Raw genomic sequence first — 23,034 nt, forward strand, 5'->3', positions numbered from 1 at the left:
CGAACGGAAGGCAGCGCCCATGACGGCCGCGCTCGACCACCTGCCCACCACCGACGTCGACCCGTTCGCCCCCGAGGTCCTCACCGACCCGCTCCCGTTCCACGAGCAGCTGCGCGCGGCCGGCCCGCTGGTCCGGCTCACCCGCTACGACGTGCTCGCCCTCGGCCGCCACGCCGACGTCCGGGCCGCGCTCGTCGACTGGCAGTCCTTCCGGTCCGGGGCCGGGGTGGGGCTGGCGAACTTCCACACCGAGGCGCCGTGGCGGCCGCCGTCGCTGCTGCTGGAGGCCGACCCGCCGCACCACGACGCGCCGCGCCGGGTGCTGGGGAAGGTCCTCGGCCCCCGGGCGCTGCGCGTGCTGCGGGACCGCTGGGCCGCCGACGCCGCGGCGCTCGTCGACGAGGTGCTGGCCGGTGGGAACGAGTTCGACGCCGTCCCGGCGATCGCCGAGGCGTTCCCGCTGCGGGTGTTCCCCGACGCCGTCGGGCTGCCCGAGGCGGGCCGGGAGAACCTGCTGCCCTACGGCGACCTGCTGTTCAACGCGTTCGGGCCGCGCAACGCGCTGCTGGAGGAGAAGCTGCCGCGGCTCGGGGAGCTCTCGGCGTGGGTGAACGCGCAGTGCGCCAGGGAGGCACTGGCCGCCGACGGCTTCGGCGCCGACATCTGGGCCGCCGCCGACCGCGGTGACCTGACCCCCGAGCAGGCCCCGCTCGTCGTGCGGTCGCTGCTGTCGGCCGGGGTCGACACCACCGTCACCGGGCTCGCGGCGGTGCTGCACGCCGTCGCCACGCACCCGGAGCAGTGGGCGCGGCTGCGTGCCGACCCCGGGCTCGCCCGCGTCGCGTTCGACGAGGCCGTGCGCTGGGAGTCGCCGGTGCAGACCTTCTTCCGGACGACGGCGACCGACACCGAGATCGCCGGCGTGGGTGTCCCGGCCGGGCGCAAGGTGCTGATGTTCCTGGGGTCGGCGAACCGGGACCCGCGGTTCTGGGGACCCGACGCGGGCACCTTCGACCTGGGCCGCGACCCGTCCGGGCACGTCGGGTTCGGGATGGGCCTGCACCAGTGCGTCGGCCAGCACGTCGCCCGGCTGGAGGCCGAGTCGGTGCTGCGGGCGCTCGCCGCGCGGGTCGCGACCATCGAGCCCGCCGGTCCACCGCGCCGACGGCCCAACAACACCATGCGGGCCTGGGCGTCGATGCCGCTGCGGGTCACCCCCGCCTAGGTGCACACTCCACCCGTGGTCGCGGGCGAACCGGTACTGGCCCGGGCGGTGCGGATCCTGTCGGTGTTCGAGCCGGGGCGGCCCGAGCTGGGCGTCGCCGAGATCGCCCGGGCATCGGGGCTGCACGTCGCCACCGCGTCGCGGCTGGTCGGGCAGCTGGTCGAGCAGGGCCTGCTCACGCGGACCGGCTCCGGTCGGCTGCGGATCGGGATGCGGCTGTGGGAGCTGGGGCAGCGGGCGTCGCCGACGCTGACCCTGCGGGCCGCCGCGCTGCCGTTCCTCGGGGACCTGCACGCCGTCGTCGGGCACCACGTGCAGCTGGGCGTCCTCGACGGCGACGAGGTCATCTTCCTCGAACGCCTCTCCGCCCCCGGGGCGGTCGTCAACCTGACCCGGATCGCAGGGCGGCTGCCGCTGCACGTCTCGTCGTCCGGTCTGGTCCTGCTCGCCCACGCGCCGCCCGACCAGCAGGAACGCGTCCTCGCGGCACCCCTGGAACGACGGACGTCCGCCACGGTGACCGATCCGGCCCGGTTGCGGGTCCTGCTCGCCCGCGTCCGGCGTGACGGCCACGTCGTCACCGAGGGCCACGTGCACCCCGACGCGACCGGCGTCGCGGTCCCGGTGCGGGGCCGGGACGGGGCCGTCGTCGCGGCGCTGTCGACGGTGCAGCCGCGCGACGGCCGGGCTCGCACCCTCGTCCCGGCCCTGCGCGCCGCGGCCCACGGCATCGCCCGGGCGCACGCCGGGGGAGACCCCGCGCCGTGAGGGCGTTCAGCCCAGGAAGTCCTCGACCACCGCGTCGAACGCGGCGGGGTTCTCCAGGAACACGAAGTGCGAGTTCGCCTCGTCGGTCCCGAACACGTGCAGCCGCGCACCCGGGACGCGCTCGGCGATCCAGCGCTGCGACTCCGGGCTCACGTGGCTGCCCTCGCAGCCGACGACCAGCGTCGGGACGTCGATCCGGGGCAGTACGTCGCGCCAGTCCTGGGCGCAGTGGTCGAACAGCAGCGGCACTCCGGCGTGGGCGGGTGTGTGGGTGATCTCCCGGGCGACCAGGGACCAGACGTCCTCGGCGGGGGTGCCGGAGAACATCGAGCGGACGAACGCCTCCCGCACCTTCGGGCCCTCCGGTCCGGCGAGGTTCGCGGCCAGGTCGAGCAGGCCGCCGACGTCGAAGATCGCCCCCGACCCGGCCTGCTCGTCCACCGACATCCACGGCACCGCCGCGACGGCCGCCGGCTGGTCGACCAGCACCAGCCTGCGGATCCGGCCGGTGCCGTGGGTGTCGATGTGGCTCCACAGCACCGAGGCGCCCATCGACCAGCCGAGCAGGTCGGCGCGGTCGAGCCCGAGGTGGTCGAGCAGCTCGACGAGGTCCTGCGCGAGCCGGGCGATGCGGTAGCCGTGGTGGGGCTTGTCGGAGACGCCGTGCCCGCGCTGGTCGTAGGTGACCACGCGGCGGCCGGAGCCGAGTCCGGTGAGCTGGTGGGTGAACATCGCCTGGGTCTGTCCCCAGCCGTGCAGCATCACCAGCGGGACGCCGTCGCCGCCGGAGTCGCGGAAGTCGAGCGTCACACCGTCGGCGGTGGTGAAGGTGGGCATCGGTGTCCTCCTCGGGTCCGCGGAGAGTCTGGGGCGCTGTGGCTCCGGTCACCACCTCCGCCGGACGAGTGATCAGGCCGTTCCGTGCTCCGACTGTCGAAGGTGAGCCCGGGCCTCGATGACGTCGAGCGCGGTGAGCCCCAGGTGCAGCGCCAGCCGGGTCGCGCCGTCGGAGACGTCGAGGCCGGTGAGCCGGGTGACCCGGTCGAGCCGGTAGTAGAGCGAGGTGCGGTGGATGTGCAGGCGGGCGGCCGCGGCCGGGCCGTTGCCCGCCTCGTCGAGGTAGGCGCGGACGGTCGCGACCAGCCGCCCGTCGGGGTCGGCGGCGCGGAGCCGGTGCACCTCGGCCGGGAGGGTCTCCTCGGTCAGGTGGTCCGGCGGGACCGCGAGCAGCGGGCCGAGCGCCCCGAGCTCCGACCACCGGGCCACCGGGGGCCGCAGGCCCAGCTCCGCGGCCGTGCAGGCGGTCCGGGCCTGCGCGACCGACCCGGCGAGCAGTTCCGGCGCGGCGACCGGCCCGCCGATCCCGGCGACACAGCGGAACCGGCCGTGGGCCAGCTCCGCGACCCGGTCGACGACCCGGTGCACCCGCCCGGGAAGGTCCCCGGCGCCCGCCGCCGGGGGGTCGGCGAGCAGCACCGCGGTGCTGCCGGTGACCGCGGTGAGCCACCCGCACGGGTCGTCGGGGCGGCGCCCGGACAGGGCCGTCCGCAGGGCGATCCGGGCGTGCTCCCTGTCCTCACCGGCCCCGGGGACCGCGACGACGGCGGCGACCGCGCCCGGCCGTGGGGCCCGGCCCGTCCCGGCGAGCGCGGCGGCGGCCCGGGACCGGGCCGCCGGGTCGTCGCCGACGAGGTCGAGCACCCGGCGGTCGTCCTCGTGGGCCGCGTCGGCGGTGCGCGCCAGGTCCAGCAGCGGCAACGCGAGCCGGTCGGCGACCTCGGTGATCCGTCCGAGCTCGCCGGTGGTGAGCGAGCCGTCGGCGTCCATCACCATGAGCAGCGCCAGCAGCCTGCCCTCCCAGCGCACCGGGACGCAGACCCGGGCGTGCATGCCCAGCTCCTCGCTGGCCGGGATGATCCCGGCGCGGGTCCAGGTCAGGACCCCCTGGGACAGCACGTAGCCGCGGATCCGCGGCTCGGCGCCGCGGTTGAGCACGGCCGCGACGCGGGTCTCGTCGGCGTCGCCGTAGTGCGCGCTGGCGTAGAGGACCTGCACGGCGGGGTCGTCGACGACGACCGACCGGGACAGCTCGTCGGCGAGCCGGTCGATCAGCGTCGTCGCCGCGTCGCCGAGCACGCCGCGATCCTACAGACGGAGCACTCGGCGGCGGGGGTGCTCGTCGGCGGTCGGTGTCCGCGCTCCCCGTCGCGGGCGCAGGGTGACGGGGGACGGCGAGGCGAGGAGGGTCCGGTGCGGGAGCTGGAGGGCCGGGTGGCCGTGGTGTTCGGCGCGGGGTCCGCGGGGCGGGGGCTGAGCAACGGGGAGGCGGCGGCGCTGGCCTACGCCGACGCCGGCGCGGTGGTCGCCGCGGTCGACCGCGACGCCGCGGAGGCGGCCCGGGTGGCCGCGGCGATCACCGGCGCGGGTGGCACGGCGCTGGCCGTGACCGCCGACGTCACCGACGACGGCGCCGTCGCCCGCGCCGTCGCCCGGATCGTCGACACCCTCGGTGTGCCGCACGTGCTGCACAACAACGTCGGTGCCGTGGTGCCCGGCGAGGTCACCGGGCTGGACCTCGCCGACTGGAACCGGGGGCTCGCGATCAACCTGACCAGCGCCTACCTGACCTGCCGGCACACGCTGCCGCACCTGCGCGCCGCCGGCCGCGGGGCGATCGTGAACGTGTCGTCGCTGGCCGCCATCCGCGACACCGGCTACGTCTACCCGGTCTACAGCGCGGCGAAGGCCGGCCTGGACCAGCTCACGGTGTCGCTGGCGCTGACGTACGCACGCGAGGGGATCCGCGCCAACGCGGTCCTTCCCGGGCTGATCGACACCCCGATGGTGCGCGAGCAGGTCGTCGACGACCCCGATGCGCTGGCCGCCCGGCACGAGGCCAGCCCGACCGGCCGCATGGGGTCGCCACACGACGTCGCGCAGGCCGCGGTGTTCCTCGCCTCCGACCGCGCCGCCTACGTCAACGGCGTCTGCCTGCCCGTGGACGGCGGGCTGTCCGCGCGGTCACGGTGAGATCCGGGATCAGGCCCCGGCGCCCGCGCCGACCGGCACCGGGCGCAGGGTCAGCGGCAGCAGGTCGCGGACCTCGGTGCGCAGGGTGTCCAGCGCGTGCGGGTCGTCGCCGGTGAGGAACCCCAGCAGGGCCTGCTGGAACACGCCGTCGACCATCCCGTAGGCGGCGTGCGGGCTGAGCGCGACCGTGGTGCCGGCGAGCTCGGCGTACCGGGTGGCGACCCGCCACACCATGTCCTCCAGGGTGCGGTCGATCTGCCCGACGGCCTCGCGCAGGTTCGGCTCGAACATGCTCTGGGCGCGCAGGTCGTACCAGAGGCGGTGCATCGGGGCCTCGTCGACGATCGTCTGGCACAAGGTGTCCGCGAACGCGGTGACCAGGCCGTCCGCGGTCGTCGCGTCGGCGTCGGCGCCGTCGTAGCGGGTCACGCACACCGCCTTGTACTGCCGCACGCAGTAGACGATCAGCTCCAGCTTGTCGGCGAAGTAGTAGTGCACGACGCCGTGGCTGTACGGGGAGTTCTGGGCGATCTCGCGCAGCGACGCCCGCGCGTAACCGAGCTCGCCGAGGGTCTGCAGGGCAGAGTCCGCCAGTGCGCGACGGCGCGCGTCGTGCTTGTCGACCGGGTTCGCCCGTGCCACGCGGCCCCCTCCCGTCGTCCGCCAGGGGGCCACTGTAACCGACCGGCGCGCCTCCGACGCCGGTGTTCTGGACGCCCGACCGACAATGTCTTGACAACTGGTCAGAGATCGCGGCAGCCTGTGGCCCACATCACCGATCGACACTGGAGTCGCCGTGACGCAGATCGACCTGACCGGACGCACCGTGCTCGTGACCGGGGGAGCACAGGGACTGGGCGAGGGGATGGCCCGCGCGCTGGCCGACTCCGGTGGCCGGGTCGTCGTCGCCGACCTGCAGGACGAGGCGGGCGGCACGCTCGCGAAGTCCCTCGGCGAGCAGCACGGGTTCGTGCACCTGGACGTCACCGACGACGCCTCCTGGACCAGCGCCGTCGCCGAGACGGTGGAGCGGTTCGGCGGACTCGACGTCGTCGTCAACAACGCGGGCGTCGAGGTCACCCAGCTGCTCGCCGACACCGAGCCCGACGACGTCCGCCGGATGCTCGAGGTCAACCTGCTCGGCACGATGCTCGGCATCAAGCACGCCTTCCGCGCCATGCGCCCGGGTGGCGCGGCCGGCCGCGGCGGGGCCGTGATCAACGTGGCCTCGGTGGCCGCGACCATCGCTTTCCCCGCCATCGGCGGCTACTCCGCGACCAAGTCCGGCGTCGACCGGCTCACCCGGGTCGCGGCGATGGAGTCGGGCAAGCTCGGCTACGGGGTGCGGGTCAACTGCGTGTACCCCGGGCTCGTCCCGACCGCGATGGGGCAGAAGCTCGCGGTCGAGACCGCCGGGCTCGGGCTGTTCGAGAGCCCGGAGGCCGCGGTCGGCGCGGTGGTCGAGCTGACCCCGTCGGGTCGGCTCGGCGAGGTCGCCGACATCGCCGACGTGGTCGCATTCCTGGCGTCGGACGCCGCCCGGTTCGTCAACGGTGCCGGCCTGCCGGTCGACGGCGGCATGGGCATGTGACCCGCCGGGGTCCTCGCCGCCCGGGAGCGCCGGGCCCGGGCGGCGAGGCCCCCGCGGAGTGCGTCGGGGCGCCGGTCCGGCGGAGGAGCGGACCGCACCCTGGACACCCGGTGTCGACGACGGCTACGGTGACGTTCCGGGCTCGTCGATCCGACGACCGGATCTGCTCGATGCCTCTCACGGGCGACACCCTCTCGGGGGCCGTCGCCGTTCGGCCGTCCGGTACAGCTCCGTGCTCCGACGGCACCACGGGTCGACCCTCCTCGTAGTGGGGGACCGACCCCACCTCCCCCTGGCGGACACATGACCGCGCCCACGCCATCCCGTCGTCTCCTCGCCGTCCCGGCGCCCGACACCGTCACCACCGACCCGCAGGTCCACGTCGGACCCGGCGGCGCCGCGACCGTCGTCATCGGCGTGTCCGGCGAGATCGACCTCGCGACCGGCCCCTCGGTCGAGGCGCGGGTGCTCGCCGCGGTGGACTCCGCGCCCGGTGGCCGGGTCGTCCTGGACCTGAACGCGGTGGGGTTCCTCGGGCTGTGTGGTGTGGCGATGCTGCGTGCGGCCGCGGACCGCGCCCGGGCCACGGGCGCCTCCCTGGTGGTGGTGCTGGACCCGGCCGCGCCGGCGGCACGCGCGCTGCGGCTGGTCCCGGGCCCCGGTCTCACCGTGGTCGCGGTCGATGTGCCGGTCGCCGACGCGTCCTGACCCCGGCGCGTGGGCGGCAGCGTTGTCGTCGCGCGGGCCGGCGGGCCGCGCGGTCATCGGGGCAGCGGTGGCGCGGCGGGCGCGTCGAACCAGGGCTCGTCCGGGATCGACGGGTCCGGGGTCTCGCGCAGCGCCGGGTCCGGGACGCCGTCGGTGGCCTGCGCCGGGCGGGTCGCGCCGAGGTAGTCGTCGCCGCGCCACCGGTACCAGGAGGTCTGCACCGGCATCCCGAACGTCGGCGCGCTCACCATCCGGTCCTGCCCGACGAACAGACCGACGTGCTGGACCTTGTCGACGGTGCCGTAGAAGACCAGGTCACCCGGGTGCAGCGCGGCCCCGGCGGGCACCTGCGGGCCGCGGCGGTACTGGGCGTGCGCGGTCCGCGGCAGGACGACACCGGCCTTGCCGTAGGCGAAGGCGGTCAGCCCGGAGCAGTCGAATCCGCGGTCGCCGTTCTCCGGCCCGTTGCCGCCCCAGACGAACGGCAGCCCCACCTGGCGCAGGGCGACCTCGACCGCGGTCGCCGCCCGCTGCTCGGGCGTCCCCGGCGGCCCGGCCGCGGCGACACCGCCGGTGACGAGCAGCAGGACCACGGCCAGGAGCGTCGTCGCGAACGGGGACCGGAGCGGCACGGTGTTCATCCCGGTCGGTTCCTCCCGGTCGCCCGCGGTCGGCGGGTGCGACGCGGTCACCGGGCGGTGACCTGCGTCGAACCTAGGGACGGGACCGGGGCGACCGGTAGCGGAAGCGATCGAGCGGGTGAACGGGGCGACCCGGTCGGTGCCGCCACGGGATGCGCCGTCTCGGGACGCGCGCTCGGGGCTGGCCGGAGGGGCGGGTCAGCCGCCGAGGCCGGGGATGCCCGGCATCTGCGGGAGCACCGGCGTCGAGGCGAACAGGTCGAGGTACATCCCGCCGGAGACCAGCAGGCCCAGGACGCCGAGCACGAGGCCGCCGAGTGCGACCGGCCGGACCCAGGCGCCCGCGGCGGGCCGGGCGGCCGGGCCGAGGACCAGGACGAGCCCGACGAGCACCGCGACCAGCGCGACGACACCGTTGACCAGGGCGGCGACGTCCCAGGGCGCGCCGTAGAAGGACTCGATGGTGTCGCCGGGGCTGCCGGTCGCGGCCTGGATCTGCCCGACGAGCGACTCGCGCTCGCGCAGCATGTCGCCGACCGAGGTGCCGGTGAGCGAGGCGAGGCCGAGCCCCGCGGCGACGACGGCGCCGGCTCCGGCGAGCCCACCACCGGAGGTCGTCCCGGAGGTCGTCGCCGAGGTCGTCCCGGTGGTCGCCTCGGAGGTGGGGGTGGCCGCCGCGGTGTCGGCCGGGGTGTCGGACCCGGTCGGCGCGGGCGTCGCCGCGGTGGACGAGTCGCCCGTGGCCGCGCCGGTGTCGGTCGTGTCGGTCGCCTCCGTGCTCCCGGCGGCGGTCGGTGCGCTCCCGGCCGGGGTCGCGGGGGCGTCGGTGGCGGGGGAGTCGGCTCCGGTGCCGCCGGTCGTGTCGGTCGTGCCGGTCGTGGTCGTCCGGTCCGTCGCGACGGAGCCGGACGCGTCGTCGGTCTCCGGGGTACCGGTCGCGGTGCCGCTGTCCGTGGACCTGCTCGTGTCGGAAGCCATGGGCCGCACCGTACGCGAGGTCATGATCGTCGTGGCGGCCCCCCACCTGGGCGGATGCGTCGTCGGTCCGTTCCGTCGGGACCGTCACCGGATGGGGGCGGTGACCGGTCGCTCCCCGTGTGGTCTAGGAACCGCCGTAGGGCGGCTCACCGGTCTCCGGGACGAGCACCGGGGTGTTCTCGTCGAGGGTCTCGCCGCGGAAGAACGGCCGCAGCCGCACCGCGCAGGCCAGCATCAGCGGCACACCGAGCGCGATCATGCCGACGCCGATCACGAACACCCCGCCGACCGGGCCGAAGGAGGTCTCGCCGTAGCCGGGGTCGAGCATGTCGATCGAGCTCTGCACGAACGCCCACACCATGACCACCCCGCCGAGCAGCGGCAGCAGGCCGCGCATCAGCAGGTCGCGTGGTGAGCGCAGCAGGGTGCGCCGGAAGTACCAGACGCAGGCGAAGGCGGTGATGCCGTAGTAGAACGCCACGGCCAGGCCGAGCGAGGCGACGGTGTCGAGCAGCGCGTCCGAGCTGACCAGGCCCAGCACGAGGTAGAAGACCACCGCGGACAGGCCCATGACGACGGTGGCGAACCCGGGCGTCGCGTAGCGGGGGTGGACGCTGCCGAAGCGAGGCGGGACCGCCCCGTAGACGGCCATCGCCAGCGCGCCGCGCGCGGTGGGCAGGATCGTGGTCTGGGTCGACGACGCCGCCGACACCGCGACGGTCAGCAGCAGCACCGCGGTGAGCGCCGTGCCGCCCATCGGCGCGCCGAGCAGGGTGAGCACGTCCTCGGAGTGCTCGGGGTTCGCCAGGCCGATCCCGGTCGCGCCGAACCCGGCGTAGGACTGCAGCGCGACGGCAACGACGACGTAGATCGCCAGCAGGATCACCGTGGCCAGCAGCGCGGCCCGGCCCGGGGTGCTCGTCGAGCCGCGGGTCTCCTCGCCGACGGCCAGACAGGCGTCCCAGCCCCAGTAGACGAAGATGCACAGGATCAGTGCCTGCGCCGCGGCCGAGCCGGAGATCCCGGTCGGGTCGAACCAGCTCCAGCTGGGCAGCACGGCCTGCGGGCCGGCGTCGCCGGAGTACACCAGCCACAGCGCACCGGCGGCCAGCACGGCGAGCACCACGATCTGGAAGACGATCAGCGCGTTCTGGAACCGCTCGGACAGCACGATCCCGCGGTGGCTGATCCAGGTCATGACCAGGATGAACAGCACCCCGACACCGACCTTGACCAGGGTGTTGTCCGCGGCGGCGTCGAACCCGAGCGCGCGCAGGGTGTAGACGGCGGCGATCTCGGCGACGTTGGCCAGCACGATGATCGCCGACACCGCGACGCCCCAGCCGCCCATCCAGCCGACCCACGGCCCGAAGGCCTTGGTGCCCCAGGTGAACGTGGTCCCGCAGTCGGGGACCGCGCGGTTCAGCTCGCGGTAGGCGACGGCGACGAACAGCATCGGCACGAACGCGACGAGGAACATCGCGGGCGCCTTCTCGCCGACGGCGAGGACGACGTAGCCGAGCGTCGCGGCCAGGCTGTAGGCGGGCGCGGTGGCGCCGAGCCCGATGACGGTGTTGCCCCACAGGCCCAGCGCTCCGGTCCGGAGCCCCTTCGGGCCGGCCTCCACGAGGGGAGGCGGTGCGGCGGCGGTCAACCGCCGATCTCGGCGGTGAGGATGGTGGGCACGGTCGTTCCCCGTCTCGTCTGCGCCCGCCCGGGTCGGCGGCGGCACACAGGATGCGGCACGGGCGCACCTGAACGGAAACGCCGGTGTCGTGTCTCACGCCCCGGACCGGCCACCGGACCGGTCACCGGGTGGGCCGGCCGATCCGCCGGGGGTTCAGCACTGCCGGTGCGGCGTGCCCCGGACGCTGAACCAGTAGGCGCCCGCCTCGGCGCCGGAGATCTCGGTGCGGACCTCGGCGGTGGCCGGGCGGCCGAAGCGGCGCCGGATCGCCTTGCGGGCCGTCTTCTCGATGCGGGCGGCGAGCCGCTCCGGCTCGGAGTGCCCGGCCATGGTCAGCACGGCGACGAAGGCGTACCGGGCCGGTCCGCGACGTGGCCAAGGCCCGGTGCCGTCGGCCAGGGACAGCTCGACGGTCATCGGACGCTTGCGGTGCGTGTGCAGGGCACGGGTCAGCTCGGCCTCCACGACGTCCGCCTCGACGCCCGCGGGCGCCTCGATGCGGACGATGGCCATGACGGCGCTCGCCGCGGACCCACCTGTCACCACGGTCACGGTCATGTGCTCCTTCCGGGTGCGCACCGCCCCCACGAAGGCGCGCATCACGGACATTCATGCCCTGTCCACCCGGTTGTAAACAAGGACTTGACCGAAAAAGGTGCGTCAGGATCACGAGAACTGCTCATGGCGCCACCCGAACGGATCAGTGCGGTGTAGTCCTGGTCACTGCTGGACGTGCGGCACGGGTCAGGCGTTCGAGGATCTCCAGGACGTGTTCGTAGTCGCGGCCGGTGGCCCGGCTCATGCCGAGCTCGCAGGTGCGGTTGCAGGAGGCGTGGGCGTCGGCGTCGACCCCGGCGAGCTCCCATGCCTGCCCGGCGGTGGCCGCCGCGGTCAGCTCCGGGTGCAGCATCCCGCGGTCCCCGGCGAAGCCGCAGCAGCTCCACGAGTCGGGGACGACGACGTCGTCGGCGACAGCCGCGGCCAGGCGTCGCAGCGGGTCGAGCAGGCCGAGCTGGGTGGCCGAGCAGGTCGGGTGCAGGACGAGCCGGGCCAGCCGGGCGGGCACGGTGAGCGCGGGCAGGATCCGTTCGGCGGTGAACGCGACGGCGTCGAGGACATGCAGGCCGCGGTAGCGTTCCGGCCCGGACGCGACCATCACCCGCAGGCCCTCGGTGCACGACGACGCGTCGGACACCACCGGGACCGCCCCGCCGCGGCTCGTCGTCCACAGCGCGGGGAGGACCCGCTCGGCCATCGCGGCGAACCCGTCGTGCAGCCCCTTGGACTTCCACGGCGTGCCGCAGCACAGCGACCCCAGGCCGGCGGGTGCGCTCGCCCGCAGCCCCGCCCGTCCGCAGAGGCGGGAGAACGCCTCGCCCGCGCCGGGGCCCGCCGAGCCGAACATGGCACCGGTGCAGGAGGAGAACAGGACGAGGTCGGCGTCGGTGGACACCAGACCGCCGGGGACCCGGCGCCCGCCGCCGCGGGGCAGGTCGGGGCTCCACTGCGGCACCTGCTCGGGGTCGGCGACCCGGCGCAGCGCCGCCGAGACGGGTGCGGCGCCGGGCACGGCCCGCGCGACCGTGAGGGCCAGCCCGGCGGCCCGGGTGGTGGCGCCCCAGTGCTTCGCGGCGAGGGTCCAGCCCGCGCCGGCGGGGCCGTGGTCGCGTTCGCCGCGCAGCCGTCGCACCAGGTCACCGGTGTTGATCAGGACGGGGCAGGCGGTGCCGCACATGCCGTCGACGGCGCAGGTGTCGACGCCGTCGTAGGCGTAGTCGGCCTCCAGCTCGGCGAGCAGGGCGTCGTCGCCCGCGGCCCGGGCGGCGGCCATCTCGCGGCGCAGCACGATCCGCTGCCGCGGGGTGGTGGTCAGGTCGCGGCTGGGACAGACCGGCTCGCAGAACCCGCACTCCACGCAGCGGTCCACCTCGGACTCGACGGCCGGGTTGGTCTTGAGACCTGCCAGGTGCGCGGTGGGGTCGTCGTCGAGGACGACGCCGGGGGAGAGGACCCGCTGCGGGTCGCACAGCCGTTTGATCTCCTGCATGACCTCGTAGAGCTCGTCGCCGTACTGGCGGCGGACGAACGGCGACATCATGCGGCCGGTGCCGTGCTCGGCCTTGAGCGTCCCGCCGTGGGCCAGCACGAGGTCGACCATGTCGTCGGTGAACCGGCCGAAGCGGTCCCGGCCGCCCGCCGTGCCGGAGTCGTCGAGGGTCTCGGTCAGCATGAAGTGGACGTTGCCGTCCTTGGCGTGCCCGAAGATCACGGCGTGGTCGTAGTCGTGCTCCGCGAACAGCGCGATCAGGCCCTCGCAGGTCGCGAGCAGGTCCGGGACGGGTACGGCGACGTCCTCCAGCAGCGCCGCGGTGCCCGGCGGGCGGGCGCCCGCGACCTTGGCGTAGAGCGCCTTGCGCAGCTTCCACAGACCGGCCTTCGCGACCGGGTCCGCCGACAGCTCCCGCGGGCCCCGCAGTGGCAGCCCGGAGATCAGGCCGGAGGCGTCCCCGGCGAGCTGGGTGACCTCGTCGGCGGTGTGCCCGCGGTACTCCACGAGGAACGCGGCGTGCTCGTCGACGGTCAGTGCGCGCAGCCGCGGGTCGGCGTCGGTGTCGCCCTGCCCGACCCGCAGCGACGTCGCGTCCAGCAGCTCGATCGTCGCGGCGCCGGAGTCCACCAGGCCGGGCAGGGCCCGGTTGGCGGCGGCGAGGTCGTCGAACACCAGCAGCCCGGTACGGGTGTGGGCGAGCACCGGCACGGTGCGCATGGTGATCGAGGCGAGGAACGCGAGCGTCCCCTCGGAGCCGACGAGCAGCCGGGCCAGGATCTGCACCGGGTCGTGGTGGTCGAGGAAGGAGTTCAGGCCGTAGCCCATGGTGTTCTTCAGCGCGAACTGGCGCTCGATCTCGGTGCGCAGCGCGGTGTCGCCGCGGAGCCGGTCGCGCAGCCGGGCCAGGCCCGCCCACAGCCGCGGCTCGCGGGCGCGCAGCTCGTCGTCGGCGCCGGGTGCGCCGGTGTCCAGGGTGGTGCCCGACGGCAGGACGAGCTCGACCGAGTCGAGCAGCGCGTAGCTGTTCGCGGCGGTGCCGCAGGCCATGCCGGAGGAGTTGTTCGCGACGACCCCGCCCAGGGTGCAGGCGACCTCGCTGGCCGGGTCCGGGCCGAGCATCCGGCCGTACCGGGCGAGCCGGGTGTTGACCGAGCGCACCGTCGCGCCGGGCCCGACGCGCACCCGCTCGCCGCCGTCCAGGATCTCGACGTCGCGGAAGTGCCGGCGGACGTCCACGAGGATCCCGTCGGTGACCCCCTGCCCGGACAGGCTCGTCCCGCCCGAGCGGAACGTCACCGGCACCCCGCCCGCCGCGCGGAACAGCGCGGCGACCTCGGCAGCGCTCGACACCGTCACCACCGCGGCCGGGGTACGGGCGAAGTGCGACGCGTCGTGCGCCATCCGGAGCCGGTCGATCGCCCGGGTGGCGACGGCGGCCGGCCGGACCGCGGCGGCGAGCCGGTCGTGCAGGGCGAGCAGGGCCGGGCGGCCTGCCGGGTCGGTGGGCGATGTCTCCGCGGGCGATCCGGTGAGGGTCACGGTGGTGCTCCTGGCGTGTGGTGGGACGCGCGTGCACCCACCCTGCACCAGGCTCAGCCCCGTGCCGAGGGGAAGTCGGGGGGACGCTTCTCGCGCAGCGCGGCGGCGCCCTCCACCACGTCGGGGCCCATGAAGGTCAGCATCTCGTAGGCGGCGGACTGCTCGAAGGCCGGTCCCGCGCTGCGCAGCCACGAGTTCAACGCCCGCTTGGTGAGCCGGATGGCCTGCTGGGAGCCGGTGCCCAGGGCGTGCGCGACCCGCAGCGCCTCGTCGAGGACCTGGTCGCGCGGCACCGCCTTCGCGACCATCCCCAGCCGCTCGGCCTCGGCGCCGGTGACCATCTCGCCGGTCAGCAGGTAGTAGCGGGCCTTCGCCATCCCGGCCAGCAGCGGCCAGATGATCGCGGCGTGGTCCCCGGCGGCGACGCCGAGCTTCACGTGGCCGTCGCCCAGCTTCGCGTCCTCGGCGGCGATCGCGATGTCGGCGAGCAGCGCGACGACCACCCCGGCGCCGACGGCGACGCCGTTGATCGCCGACACGACCGGCTTCTCGCAGTCGATGATGTTCCAGACCAGGTCGGACATCTCCCGGAGCATGTGGGAGACGCGTTCGTGGTCGCCGGCCATCCGCTCGACCATGCCGAGGTCGCCGCCCGCGGAGAACGCCTTCCCGGCCCCGGTGATCACCGCGACCCGGGTGGCGGCGTCGGCGGACACGTCCCGCCAGACCCGCGCGAGCTCGCCGTGCAGGACCTCGTCGGCGGCGTTGTACTTCGCCGGGTTGTCGATGGTGATGAGCAGGACGCCGTCGTCGCGGCGCTCGAACCGCAGCTGGGTGTAGGTGCTCGGATCGAGGGTCATGGGGGTCCTCCGGGGGCTGCGGGCAGAGCGTGTCGAGGGGTCGAGGGCGTGCGCGACCCCGGCCACGACGACGTCGCCCGCCCCGTGGCCACTCTGCACCGGCGGGCCCGAGCCCGTCGGGCCGCTCAGCGCACGACGCGCAGCGGGCCGGAGGGCCGGTCGAAGACGATCGGGAGAGTGTCCTCGCGCGGGTCCGGGGTCCGGGGGAGGACCTCGGTCGGGGGCTCGGCGTCCTCGGGCGGACGGCGCATCCGGGGGAGGACGCCGGTCGGCGGGTCGGGCTCCCCGGTCGGCTCCGCAGCGCGCTCCGCGGCGTCGGCGGCGCGGCAGTCGGCGAGCAGCTCCCGCACGTCGTCGGTCACCGCGTGCCCGTCGCCGAGCGCCCGCTCGGCGACCTCGAGCGTCGCGGCGAGCAGGCCGGCCGCGCCGCGCAGGTCGCCGGTGTCGGCACGCGCGATCGCCACCGCGGCGCGGGAGGCGATCGTGCAGGGATGGGTCTCACCGAGCACCCGTGTCCGCCGGGTGACCACGTCCTCGTGCCGGCGGACCGCCTCCTGGGCGTCGCCGGTCTCCCGGTGGGCCGCGGCCACGGCGTCGGCGGCCGCGAGTGAGGCCGGATGGTCCGGGCCGAGCAGTGCCTCGCGGGCGGCGAGGTTGCGGGTGGCGAGCTCCAGCCCGCCGGTGCGGTCGTAGCCGAGCAGCAGCGCGACGGCGAGGGTCCCCTCGGCGACGAGCGTGTCGGGGTCGTCCGGACCCAGGTCGCGACGGGCGGCGGTGAGGACCTGGTGGGCGCGACGGGTGGCGTCCAGCAGCGCGGGCATGTCGCCCCGACGTCCCGCGGTGCGCACGTCGGTCGCGGCGCTGTCGTGACGGGCGCGCAGGTCCTCGCGCAGGGGGACGGTCGTCGTCGACCGTCCGGCACCGCGGTGCCGGACGGTCACCCTCCGCTCGGTCATGAACAACCCGACCCCCCCGTACTCCGCGAACGAGCCATGATCACTCGAACGGCCCACTCGCCAGTAACGGAGCGTACTCGTTATCGGGATCAACGCGCACCCCGGAGGGGTGTTCGAGGAAAAGACTCGTTCTTTCGTCACTGTGTGTGACAGCGAGCGCGCGGACCGTCCGTGGGGTCACTCGGCCGTGCGGTCGGCGATCCCGAACGGGTGCACGGTCGTCGCGGCACCTGGAGTGCGGTGTCCGTGGGCTCGACAATCGCGTGAACGCCGTGCGGAGAGGGGACCTCGTGTCGAGGCAGGGGGACGCCGACCACACCGATGGTGAGGTCGCGGACGACGCAGGGGCGGTGCGGCGTCCAGACACCGGCGCCGACCCCGTCGCCGGTGACCGAGTGGACCGGCCGGTGCGCCGGCCCTTCCGCCCGCCGCCTCCACGGCCCCCGCTGCGGCCGACGTCGCCCTTCCTGGGGGTGGCGCCGCTCGTCGCCCCGCCCGCGGACGAGCCCGGTCCTCCGGGCATCGAGGCGTTCGGGGCCGGCGTGACGCCGCCCCGTGCGGTGCCGGAGGCCGCCGCACCGTCCTCCGACGACCCCGCGACCGCGGGTCCGGTGCTCACCGCCGAGGTGCCCACCGCGACGGGCGCTGCGCCGGATTCCGGCACGTCCGACCGTGATCGGGAGAGCACCGCAGAAGCCGGCCCGGCCTCCGCTGCGCCCGCCTCCGTCGAAGCAACCTCTGCTGCGTCGACCCCGGCTGCGTCGACCCCGGCTGCGTCGACCCCTGCTGGGGCGACGGTTGCTGGGGCGACGGTTGCTGGGGCGGCGGCCGCTGCGTCGACGGCTGCCGCGGGACCGGGATCCACGGCGCCCGCTGCCGCTGCGCCGGGCATCGCCGGGCCGAACGTGCCCGGAGCGACGCCCGTCCCACCGCCCGACGGCGCCCGCTCGCTGCCACCGCCGACCGGCCCTCACCCGACCCTGCCCGGTGTCCCCGCGGTCGGGCCGCGCGCGACGCCCCGGCTCACGGCAGCGGTACTGGTCGGATCCCTGCTGGCGGCCGCGGGCGCGGTCGCGCTGGTGTCGGAGCAGAGCGACGGCGCAGGCTGGCCCGGCGCGACCGACCCGACGGCGGTGACCCGCCCGGACGGGGTGACCGCGGGTCTCCCCGGGGGGCCGGGACCCCTGGTCCCGATGCCCGGGGTCTCCTCCGGTGACGGGGCGCCTGACCGGGCCGCCTCGCCGGAGCGGTACCGGGCCGACCCGGATCCCGACCGCGCGTCCCGCCCGGACCCGGCCGCGGGCCCGGACGAGCGGCGGGCCGGTCCCGCGACACAGCTCCCGGCATCGAGCGCGGCACAGCGCCCGGCACCGGGCGGCGGCCGCGCACCGGCGGCACCCGTCGCTCCGCCGGCTCCGGGCGGACCGGCGGCGGGCGGCCGGGTGGCACCGGCTGCCCCGGCTCCGGGCGGAGCGGCGGCTCCGGGCGGGACCGGTCCGGCCGCTCCGGGCGCGCCCGCCGGGGGGACGACCCCGGGGGCACCCGGCACCCCACCCGGCGGCACGAGCCCGGCCGGGCCCGGCACGCCCGGCGCCGGCACGACCCCGTCGGGCTCCGGCGGCACTGGCACGGGACAGCCCTCCGGTACCGGAGCCGCACCGGCCCCGGCGCCCCCGGCGGGAGCCGGGCCCGCGTCGGGCCCGGGACCGGGAGCAGGGACGGGATCCGGCACGGGGACCGGGAACGGGGTCCCGGACGCGACCGGCCCCGGATCCGGCCCTGGCACCGGCGGCCCGTCGACCGGACACCCGCCGGCGGTCGGCAGCGCGGGTGGCGGTTCTCCGAGTGGCGGCACCGCGAGCGGCGGCACCGCGGGTGGTGGGGCCGCGGGTGGTGGGGCCGCACCGACGGCCCCGGCCGGCCCCGGGGCCTGACCCGCCCGGGACCGACGGACGTGGCGGCGGCGGGCGACTCAGCCCGCCGCCAGGATCTGCTCCCGCAGGATGTCGGCGTGCCCGCAGTGGTGGGCCAGCTCCCGCAGCACCTGCAGCAGCAGCCAGCGGACCGTGATCGGGTACCCGCGTCCGGTCACGGTATCGTCGAGCGCCAGCCCGGCCACCGCGCCGCGGGAACGCTCGCACACCCGCAGGTAGTGGTCCCGGACCGAGCCGATGGTCTCGTCGTCACGGGGCAGGAACGACTCCTCCACGGTCTCGGGGATGCCGAGCTCCGCGCGCGTCGCGCCGTGGACCCCGATGCCGAACCACACCGTCTCCATGAACGCGGCGTGCCGGACCAGCCCCAGCAGCGTCGTCGCCGACGGGACCAGCCGCCGTCGCGCCTGCTCCTCGGTCAGCCCGTCGAGAAGGCCGGCGATCAGCGTCCGGTACTCCTCGACGAACGCCGTCAGCTGGGTCCGCTCGTCGCCGACCATTACCGCGAAGGGATTGCTCATGGGAGCGACCGTACGACCGTGGTCGGACGGCGCAGATCGTTCCCCGCTCCGACGCGCCCGGCCGGCCCGGGCCCGCACCGTTGCAGCATGAGCACGACAGACCGGATTCCCGGCCCACCGCAGGTGCCACCCGCCCGACCGGACAGCGGGTCGTGGCCGCGCGGCCGGCACCGGGCCGGGCGGACCCGGGTGGCCGGCCTCGACGCCGCCCGCGGTCTCGCGGTCCTCGGCATGATCGTCGCGCACGTCGCCGTCGCCGCGGGGTCGAGCTGGCTGGTGCAGGCGGTCACTGGGCGCGCCGCGGTGCTGTTCGCGGTGCTCGGCGGGGTGTCGCTGACCCTGATGGCCGCGCCCGTCCTCGCCGCGCCGACCGCGCGGAACCGGGCGTGGCTGCGCCGCCGGATCGCGGTGCGGGGACTGCTGCTGGTGGTCCTCGGGCTGCTCCTGGCCGAGATCAGCAGTGGACCGATGGTCATCCTCGTCGTCTACGGGGTGCTGTTCTGGCTGCTCCTGCCGGTGCTGTTCGCGCCGGCCCGGGCGCTCGCGGTCGCCGCCGCGGTCTGGGCCGTCGCCGGGCCACTGCTGTCCTGGGTGCTGCGTGCCCGGTTCGGGTCCACCCCCGACGCCGGCGGCCGGACGGTGCTCGGCGCGACCGTGCAGCTGTCCGACCTCATCTCGCCCGCCGGCCTGCTCCACGCGCTCGACACGGTGCTGCTCAGCGGCGCCTACCCCGTCCTGACCTGGATGCCGTTCCTGCTGCTCGGGATGGCGCTCGGCCGGCTCGACCTGCGCACCGCGGGCACCCGGCTGGTCGCCGGCGGGGCCGCCGGCGCGGTGCTCGGCTACGGCGGGTCCTGGCTGGCGCTGGACGTCCTGGGTGGGCGCGACGCGCTCCTGGCATCGGTCGCGCCCGTCGCCGACCGGCTCGGCGTCCCGGCCCAGCTCGCGTTGCAGCTGCTCGGCGGCACCGCCCTGGGCACGGTCGCCACCACCACACCCGCCTGGCTGCTCGCCGCGACCCCGCACAGCGGCAGCCCGTTCGACGTCGTCGGGGCGGCCGGGGTCGCCGTCGCGGTGCTCGGCCTGTGCCTGCTCGCCGCGCGGTACGGGGGACGGCTGCTCGACCCGCTCACCGCGACCGGCGCGCTCCCGCTGACCCTGTACGCCGGGCACATCGCGCTGCTCGCCGCACTCGGCGGGTGGCCGCAGGACGCGCCGTGGGCGGCGACGGCGCTGGTCGCGGGCCTGGCGGTGGTCACAGCGTGGACCTGGCGCCGGCTCGTCGGGCGCGGTCCGCTGGAGGCACTGGTGCACGGCGTCTCCGTCCGCGCCGCCGGGTCTCCGCCCACGGTCGGAGACCGGGGATCGGACCCCGCTCCGATGCCTCGCGCGGCCGCCCCGCGCGAGGCTGGGGACATGGACAGCGCGACGGCGGGCCGGGCGGCCGACACGATCGGGTATCGGACATCATCGACCACGGGGCTTGCGCGGCCGGCGCGACAGGTGCCACAGGCCCGTCCCGGCCGGGAGGAGACGCGATGAGCACCGCGACACGGCTGCGGGACGCCGTGCGCCGGCTGCCCGCGCTGCGCTCGTCGCCCTCGGAGGCCCCGACCCTCGTCGAACGTGCGGTGGCACTCGGCCGGCGCATCCCCGTCGTCGTCGACGCCGTGCTGGCCGCCCTGCTCATCTGGGTCGCGGTCAGCTGGACACTGGAGGGCAAGGGCGTCCGCTCGGACATGCGGATCGAGGCGCTGGTCGTCTCCGTGCTGGCGTCGCTGCCCGTCCCGCTGCGCCGGGTGTACCCGATGCCGGCCGCGATCGCGACCGCGGTCGTCGCGCTGGTCTGTACCTTCGGGCTGCCCGGCACGATGGCCGCGTTCCTGCTGCCGTCGCTGGTCATGGGGTACTCGGCCGTGGCCTACGGGCCCCGCTGGGCGGGCTGGCTGGCGCTGGTCGTGCTCATGGTGGGGGTGCTCGGACCGTTCGTGGCCCGCGGTCCGGCGTTCCTGTTCGCCTCCCCGGACATGACGCCGCTGGTGGCGCTGGCCCTGATCGGGGCGATGGCGACGGTCCCGCTGCTGGTGTGGCTGCTCGGGTCGCTGCGCCGCGCCGCCCACCGCCGGACCCTCGACCTGCGCGAACGCAACCGGCTGCTGGAGGAGAGCCGCCGCCAGGAGGTCCGCCTCGAGCTGCTGGCCGAGCGGTCGCGGATCTCCCGCGAGGTGCACGACGTCGTCGCCCACTCGCTGTCCGGGATCATCGCCCAGGCCGACGGCGGCCAGTTCGCCGCGCAGCGCGACCCGGCGAAGGCCGTCGAGGTGCTCGCCGGCATCGCGACGACCGGCCGTTCCGCGCTGTCCGACGTCCGCGGTCTGCTGTCGATGCTGCGCGACACCGGCCCGGACGACGGCACCGACACCGACCCGGCGCGTCCGCAGCCCGGCGTCGGCGACGTCCCCGCACTCGTCGAGCAGGTCCGCACCGGCGGGCTGCCGGTGGACCTGCGGACCGTCGGCACCCAGCGGGAGCTCCCGACCGGGCCCGGCCTGACCGTCTACCGGATCGTGCAGGAGTCGCTGACCAACGTCATCAAGCACGCGGGGACCGGCGTGCCCACCCACGTCGAGCTGCGGTGGACCCCCGACGAGCTGACCGTGCGCGTCCACGACGAGGGCGCCCGCGGCCCCGTCCCCACCCCGCCGCGCGGCGGGCACGGCCTGACCGGCATGCGGGAGCGCGCCGCTCTGCACGGCGGCTCGGTCGAGGCCGGACCGCGCGCCGACGGCGGCTGGACGGTCCGGCTGCGTCTGCCCCTCACACCCCCGGCCCGAGGAGAACGGTGAACCCCGTACGACTGATGCTCGTCGACGACCAGGAGCTGGTCCGCACCGGCTTCGCGATGGTGCTCGACTCCTGCGACGACCTCGCCGTCGTCGCCCAGGCCGGCGACGGCGAGGCCGCACTCGCCGAGCTGGACCGCACCGAGGTCGACGTCGTGCTGATGGACGTGCGGATGCCCCGCCTCGACGGCATCGCCGCAACCCGCCGGGTCGTCGCCGAGCACCCCGGGGTGCGGGTCCTGGTGCTGACCACCTTCGACCTCGACGAGTCCGTCACCGAGGCCATCGCCGCCGGTGCCAGCGGCTTCCTGCTCAAGGACGTGTCCCCGCAGGACCTCATCGAGGCCGTCCGCACCGTGCACCGCGGCGACTCGGTCGTCGACCCCGTCTCCACCCGGCGGCTGCTGCGCGCCACCCGGCCGCTGCTCACCGCGCCCGAGCCGGCCGCCGCGGAGCCGTCGGTGGACGCCGTCGCCGCGCTCGCCGAGCTGACCCCGCGGGAGCGGGAGGTGCTCGTCCTCGTCGGCAACGGCCGGTCGAACGCCGAGATCCGGGCCGACCTCGTCGTCTCCGAGGCGACGGTGAAGACCCACATCGGGCACCTGCTCGCCAAAACGCAGTCGCGTGACCGCGTCCAGCTCGTCGCGCTGGCGTTCCGGGCGGGTCTGGTCAGCTGAGCCCCGGCCGCCCCGCTCAGAAGCCCGGGTGGTCGCGCAGGTTGACCTGGTCGCAGGTCAGCGCGAACGCGTCGACCTCCTCCGGCGACGGCGGTGTCGCCCGTGCGGCGAACTCCGCCAGCCCCCGGAAGTAGCGTTCCCGCGGCGCGCCGGGCACGAACAGGATGAGGAACCGCGCGTCGCTGTCCGGGCCGGTGCGGAACGCGTGCACGCCCCGGTGCGGGACGTGCACCAGGTCACCCGGTCCGGCCTCGGTCCAGGTCTCGCCGGTCATGATCCGCAGCGCGCCGTCGAGGACGTAGAAGCTCTCGGTGAACCCGGTGTGCAGGTGCGGCAGCGCACCGGGGGAGTCCGCCGGGATCCACGACTCGAACAGGCCGAACCCGCCACCGACCTCCGTGCCGGGCGCGGCGAACCGGGTCCACGAGCCGGTCGGGGAGGTCACGGCGCGCTCGGTGGTCGCGGCGGGGCGCCACACCGCGCCGGGCTCGGGAAAGCTCACGCACCGAACGTAGCGGACCGATGACCGGGCGTCCCGGCGCTGTGGCCGGTCACCGCCCGCGCGGGGCCGTGGGGGAGCGCCGGGGCGGCGAGCGCCCCTCGGTATCGTCACCGACGCTGCCGGAGGCGTCCGGCCGTGGCCGGAGCGGAGAGGTGGGGTGAGGCACGTGCGCGTCCTCGCCCCGCTGACGTTGCTGGTCCTGGCCCTGGTGCTCTGCGCGGGACCCGCCGTCGCCACCGCCTCGGGCGGCCACGGCGCCGCGCCGGCGGTCGTCGTCGGCTCGGACTGCTCGCAGCACCCGCTCACGCTGCTGCACCCGGGGGACTGCGAGCAGGCCCCCCGCCGCGACGACGACGTGCCGGTCCCCACGCTGGTCCCGGTCGCCGTCGTCTCCGTCCTGCCCTCCGGGCACGCGGGCGTCGCGCCACCCACCGCACCGGAACGGACCCTGTGCGCGCCGTCGCCGGTGGAGCACCTCTGCGTGGACCGCAACTGAGGCGTGCGGTCACCCCGCCACCGTGTCC

21 protein-coding genes are annotated in these 23,034 nt (G+C 75.8%); 9 read left to right on the forward strand and 12 right to left on the reverse strand.

Annotated features, from left to right (window positions below):
- Positions 1-19: 19 nt before the first annotated feature.
- Both Ae505Ps2_RS18015 and Ae505Ps2_RS18020 read left to right on the forward strand, forming a co-directional pair.
- A complete protein-coding gene (locus tag Ae505Ps2_RS18015; protein WP_075305609.1) occupies positions 20-1,225 on the forward strand; it encodes a cytochrome P450 in 1,206 nt (401 codons plus the stop codon).
- 15 nt (positions 1,226-1,240) lie between these two features.
- Positions 1,241-1,993 (forward strand): IclR family transcriptional regulator, encoded by a 753-nt coding sequence (locus Ae505Ps2_RS18020; protein ID WP_075305610.1) that lies wholly within the window; start codon positions 1,241-1,243, stop codon positions 1,991-1,993.
- A gap of 6 nt (positions 1,994-1,999) precedes the next feature.
- Here the strand turns inward: Ae505Ps2_RS18020 and Ae505Ps2_RS18025 are convergent, their stop codons facing one another.
- Together Ae505Ps2_RS18025 and Ae505Ps2_RS18030 are read right to left on the reverse strand one after the other, a co-directional pair.
- The gene (locus tag Ae505Ps2_RS18025) at positions 2,000-2,830 is read right to left on the reverse strand and encodes an alpha/beta hydrolase (RefSeq protein WP_075305611.1); all 831 of its coding nucleotides are present in this window, start codon (positions 2,828-2,830) and stop codon (positions 2,000-2,002) included.
- A gap of 72 nt (positions 2,831-2,902) precedes the next feature.
- On the reverse strand, positions 2,903-4,129 hold the full coding sequence (locus tag Ae505Ps2_RS18030; protein ID WP_075305612.1) for a helix-turn-helix domain-containing protein: 1,227 nt from the start codon (positions 4,127-4,129) through the stop codon (positions 2,903-2,905).
- Between the two features lie 114 nt (positions 4,130-4,243).
- On the opposite strand from Ae505Ps2_RS18030, the gene Ae505Ps2_RS18035 reads away from it, so the two are divergent.
- The gene (locus Ae505Ps2_RS18035; protein ID WP_075554264.1) at positions 4,244-5,023 is read left to right on the forward strand and encodes an SDR family NAD(P)-dependent oxidoreductase; all 780 of its coding nucleotides are present in this window, start codon (positions 4,244-4,246) and stop codon (positions 5,021-5,023) included.
- A gap of 9 nt (positions 5,024-5,032) precedes the next feature.
- Here Ae505Ps2_RS18035 and Ae505Ps2_RS18040 read toward each other — a convergent pair whose 3' ends face one another.
- Positions 5,033-5,665 carry a TetR/AcrR family transcriptional regulator gene (locus Ae505Ps2_RS18040; RefSeq protein ID WP_084786326.1) on the reverse strand — a complete coding sequence of 211 codons (633 nt, stop codon included), beginning with the start codon at positions 5,663-5,665 and terminating at the stop codon, positions 5,033-5,035.
- A 154-nt stretch (positions 5,666-5,819) separates the two neighbouring features.
- On the opposite strand from Ae505Ps2_RS18040, the gene Ae505Ps2_RS18045 reads away from it, so the two are divergent.
- The gene (locus Ae505Ps2_RS18045; protein WP_020627269.1) at positions 5,820-6,614 is read left to right on the forward strand and encodes a glucose 1-dehydrogenase; all 795 of its coding nucleotides are present in this window, start codon (positions 5,820-5,822) and stop codon (positions 6,612-6,614) included.
- Positions 6,615-6,917: 303 nt separating this feature from the next.
- A complete protein-coding gene (locus Ae505Ps2_RS18050) occupies positions 6,918-7,322 on the forward strand; it encodes an STAS domain-containing protein (RefSeq protein WP_075553802.1) in 405 nt (134 codons plus the stop codon).
- A 53-nt stretch (positions 7,323-7,375) separates the two neighbouring features.
- On the opposite strand, the gene Ae505Ps2_RS34285 is transcribed toward Ae505Ps2_RS18050, so the two are convergent.
- From Ae505Ps2_RS34285 to Ae505Ps2_RS18095, 8 genes are all read right to left on the reverse strand, one after another.
- Entirely contained in the window at positions 7,376-8,014 is a 639-nt protein-coding gene (locus Ae505Ps2_RS34285) for a C40 family peptidase (RefSeq protein WP_075305615.1), read from the reverse strand.
- 147 nt (positions 8,015-8,161) lie between these two features.
- Positions 8,162-8,941: a hypothetical protein gene (locus Ae505Ps2_RS18060; RefSeq protein WP_139318673.1), complete on the reverse strand. Its 780-nt coding sequence runs from the start codon at positions 8,939-8,941 to the stop codon at positions 8,162-8,164.
- Between the two features lie 124 nt (positions 8,942-9,065).
- Positions 9,066-10,568, reverse strand: a complete 1,503-nt coding sequence (locus Ae505Ps2_RS18065) for an APC family permease (RefSeq protein WP_233147490.1) — start codon at positions 10,566-10,568, stop codon at positions 9,066-9,068.
- Positions 10,569-10,781: 213 nt separating this feature from the next.
- The gene (locus Ae505Ps2_RS18070) at positions 10,782-11,186 is read right to left on the reverse strand and encodes a hypothetical protein (protein WP_149662771.1); all 405 of its coding nucleotides are present in this window, start codon (positions 11,184-11,186) and stop codon (positions 10,782-10,784) included.
- Positions 11,187-11,328: 142 nt separating this feature from the next.
- A complete protein-coding gene (locus Ae505Ps2_RS18075; RefSeq protein ID WP_233147491.1) occupies positions 11,329-14,217 on the reverse strand; it encodes an FAD-binding and (Fe-S)-binding domain-containing protein in 2,889 nt (962 codons plus the stop codon).
- A gap of 53 nt (positions 14,218-14,270) precedes the next feature.
- Complete coding sequence (locus tag Ae505Ps2_RS18080; RefSeq protein WP_060712599.1) at positions 14,271-15,077, reverse strand: enoyl-CoA hydratase/isomerase family protein; 807 nt, start codon at positions 15,075-15,077, stop codon at positions 14,271-14,273.
- A gap of 125 nt (positions 15,078-15,202) precedes the next feature.
- The gene (locus Ae505Ps2_RS18085) at positions 15,203-16,033 is read right to left on the reverse strand and encodes a tetratricopeptide repeat protein (RefSeq protein ID WP_075550109.1); all 831 of its coding nucleotides are present in this window, start codon (positions 16,031-16,033) and stop codon (positions 15,203-15,205) included.
- 1,972 nt (positions 16,034-18,005) lie between these two features.
- Positions 18,006-18,488, reverse strand: a complete 483-nt coding sequence (locus tag Ae505Ps2_RS18095; protein WP_075305618.1) for a DinB family protein — start codon at positions 18,486-18,488, stop codon at positions 18,006-18,008.
- Between the two features lie 87 nt (positions 18,489-18,575).
- On the opposite strand from Ae505Ps2_RS18095, the gene Ae505Ps2_RS18100 reads away from it, so the two are divergent.
- The 3 genes from Ae505Ps2_RS18100 to Ae505Ps2_RS18110 are packed head-to-tail and all read left to right on the forward strand — an operon-like array spanning position 18,576 to position 22,008.
- Entirely contained in the window at positions 18,576-20,030 is a 1,455-nt protein-coding gene (locus Ae505Ps2_RS18100; RefSeq protein ID WP_139320185.1) for a heparan-alpha-glucosaminide N-acetyltransferase domain-containing protein, read from the forward strand.
- Complete coding sequence (locus Ae505Ps2_RS18105; RefSeq protein ID WP_083696109.1) at positions 20,027-21,334, forward strand: sensor histidine kinase; 1,308 nt, start codon at positions 20,027-20,029, stop codon at positions 21,332-21,334. Before Ae505Ps2_RS18100 ends, Ae505Ps2_RS18105 begins: the two co-directional genes overlap by 4 nt.
- Positions 21,331-22,008 (forward strand): response regulator transcription factor, encoded by a 678-nt coding sequence (locus Ae505Ps2_RS18110; protein ID WP_233147492.1) that lies wholly within the window; start codon positions 21,331-21,333, stop codon positions 22,006-22,008. Before Ae505Ps2_RS18105 ends, Ae505Ps2_RS18110 begins: the two co-directional genes overlap by 4 nt.
- A gap of 16 nt (positions 22,009-22,024) precedes the next feature.
- On the opposite strand, the gene Ae505Ps2_RS32070 is transcribed toward Ae505Ps2_RS18110, so the two are convergent.
- Complete coding sequence (locus tag Ae505Ps2_RS32070; protein ID WP_075305620.1) at positions 22,025-22,510, reverse strand: cupin domain-containing protein; 486 nt, start codon at positions 22,508-22,510, stop codon at positions 22,025-22,027.
- 157 nt (positions 22,511-22,667) lie between these two features.
- Between Ae505Ps2_RS32070 and Ae505Ps2_RS32075 the strand changes: the two genes are divergently transcribed.
- Entirely contained in the window at positions 22,668-23,006 is a 339-nt protein-coding gene (locus Ae505Ps2_RS32075; RefSeq protein ID WP_158071477.1) for a hypothetical protein, read from the forward strand.
- Positions 23,007-23,034: the final 28 nt, after the last annotated feature.

Source organism: Pseudonocardia sp. Ae505_Ps2, from assembly GCF_001932425.1.
Lineage (GTDB): Bacteria > Actinomycetota > Actinomycetes > Mycobacteriales > Pseudonocardiaceae > Pseudonocardia.

What these genes read in the sequence shown, in the direction of transcription:
- Ae505Ps2_RS18095 (WP_075305618.1), bottom strand. Translation starts at nt 18,488, where the DNA reads ATGAGCAATCCCTTCGCGGTAATGGTCGGCGACGAGCGGACCCAGCTG.
- Ae505Ps2_RS18060 (WP_139318673.1), bottom strand. Translation starts at nt 8,941, where the DNA reads ATGGCTTCCGACACGAGCAGGTCCACGGACAGCGGCACCGCGACCGGT.
- Ae505Ps2_RS18025 (WP_075305611.1), bottom strand. Translation starts at nt 2,830, where the DNA reads ATGCCCACCTTCACCACCGCCGACGGTGTGACGCTCGACTTCCGCGAC.
- Ae505Ps2_RS18100 (WP_139320185.1), top strand. Translation starts at nt 18,576, where the DNA reads ATGAGCACGACAGACCGGATTCCCGGCCCACCGCAGGTGCCACCCGCC.
- Ae505Ps2_RS18105 (WP_083696109.1), top strand. Translation starts at nt 20,027, where the DNA reads ATGAGCACCGCGACACGGCTGCGGGACGCCGTGCGCCGGCTGCCCGCG.
- Ae505Ps2_RS18050 (WP_075553802.1), top strand. Translation starts at nt 6,918, where the DNA reads ATGACCGCGCCCACGCCATCCCGTCGTCTCCTCGCCGTCCCGGCGCCC.
- Ae505Ps2_RS18070 (WP_149662771.1), bottom strand. Translation starts at nt 11,186, where the DNA reads ATGACCGTGACCGTGGTGACAGGTGGGTCCGCGGCGAGCGCCGTCATG.
- Ae505Ps2_RS18085 (WP_075550109.1), bottom strand. Translation starts at nt 16,033, where the DNA reads ATGACCGAGCGGAGGGTGACCGTCCGGCACCGCGGTGCCGGACGGTCG.
- Ae505Ps2_RS18015 (WP_075305609.1), top strand. Translation starts at nt 20, where the DNA reads ATGACGGCCGCGCTCGACCACCTGCCCACCACCGACGTCGACCCGTTC.
- Ae505Ps2_RS18080 (WP_060712599.1), bottom strand. Translation starts at nt 15,077, where the DNA reads ATGACCCTCGATCCGAGCACCTACACCCAGCTGCGGTTCGAGCGCCGC.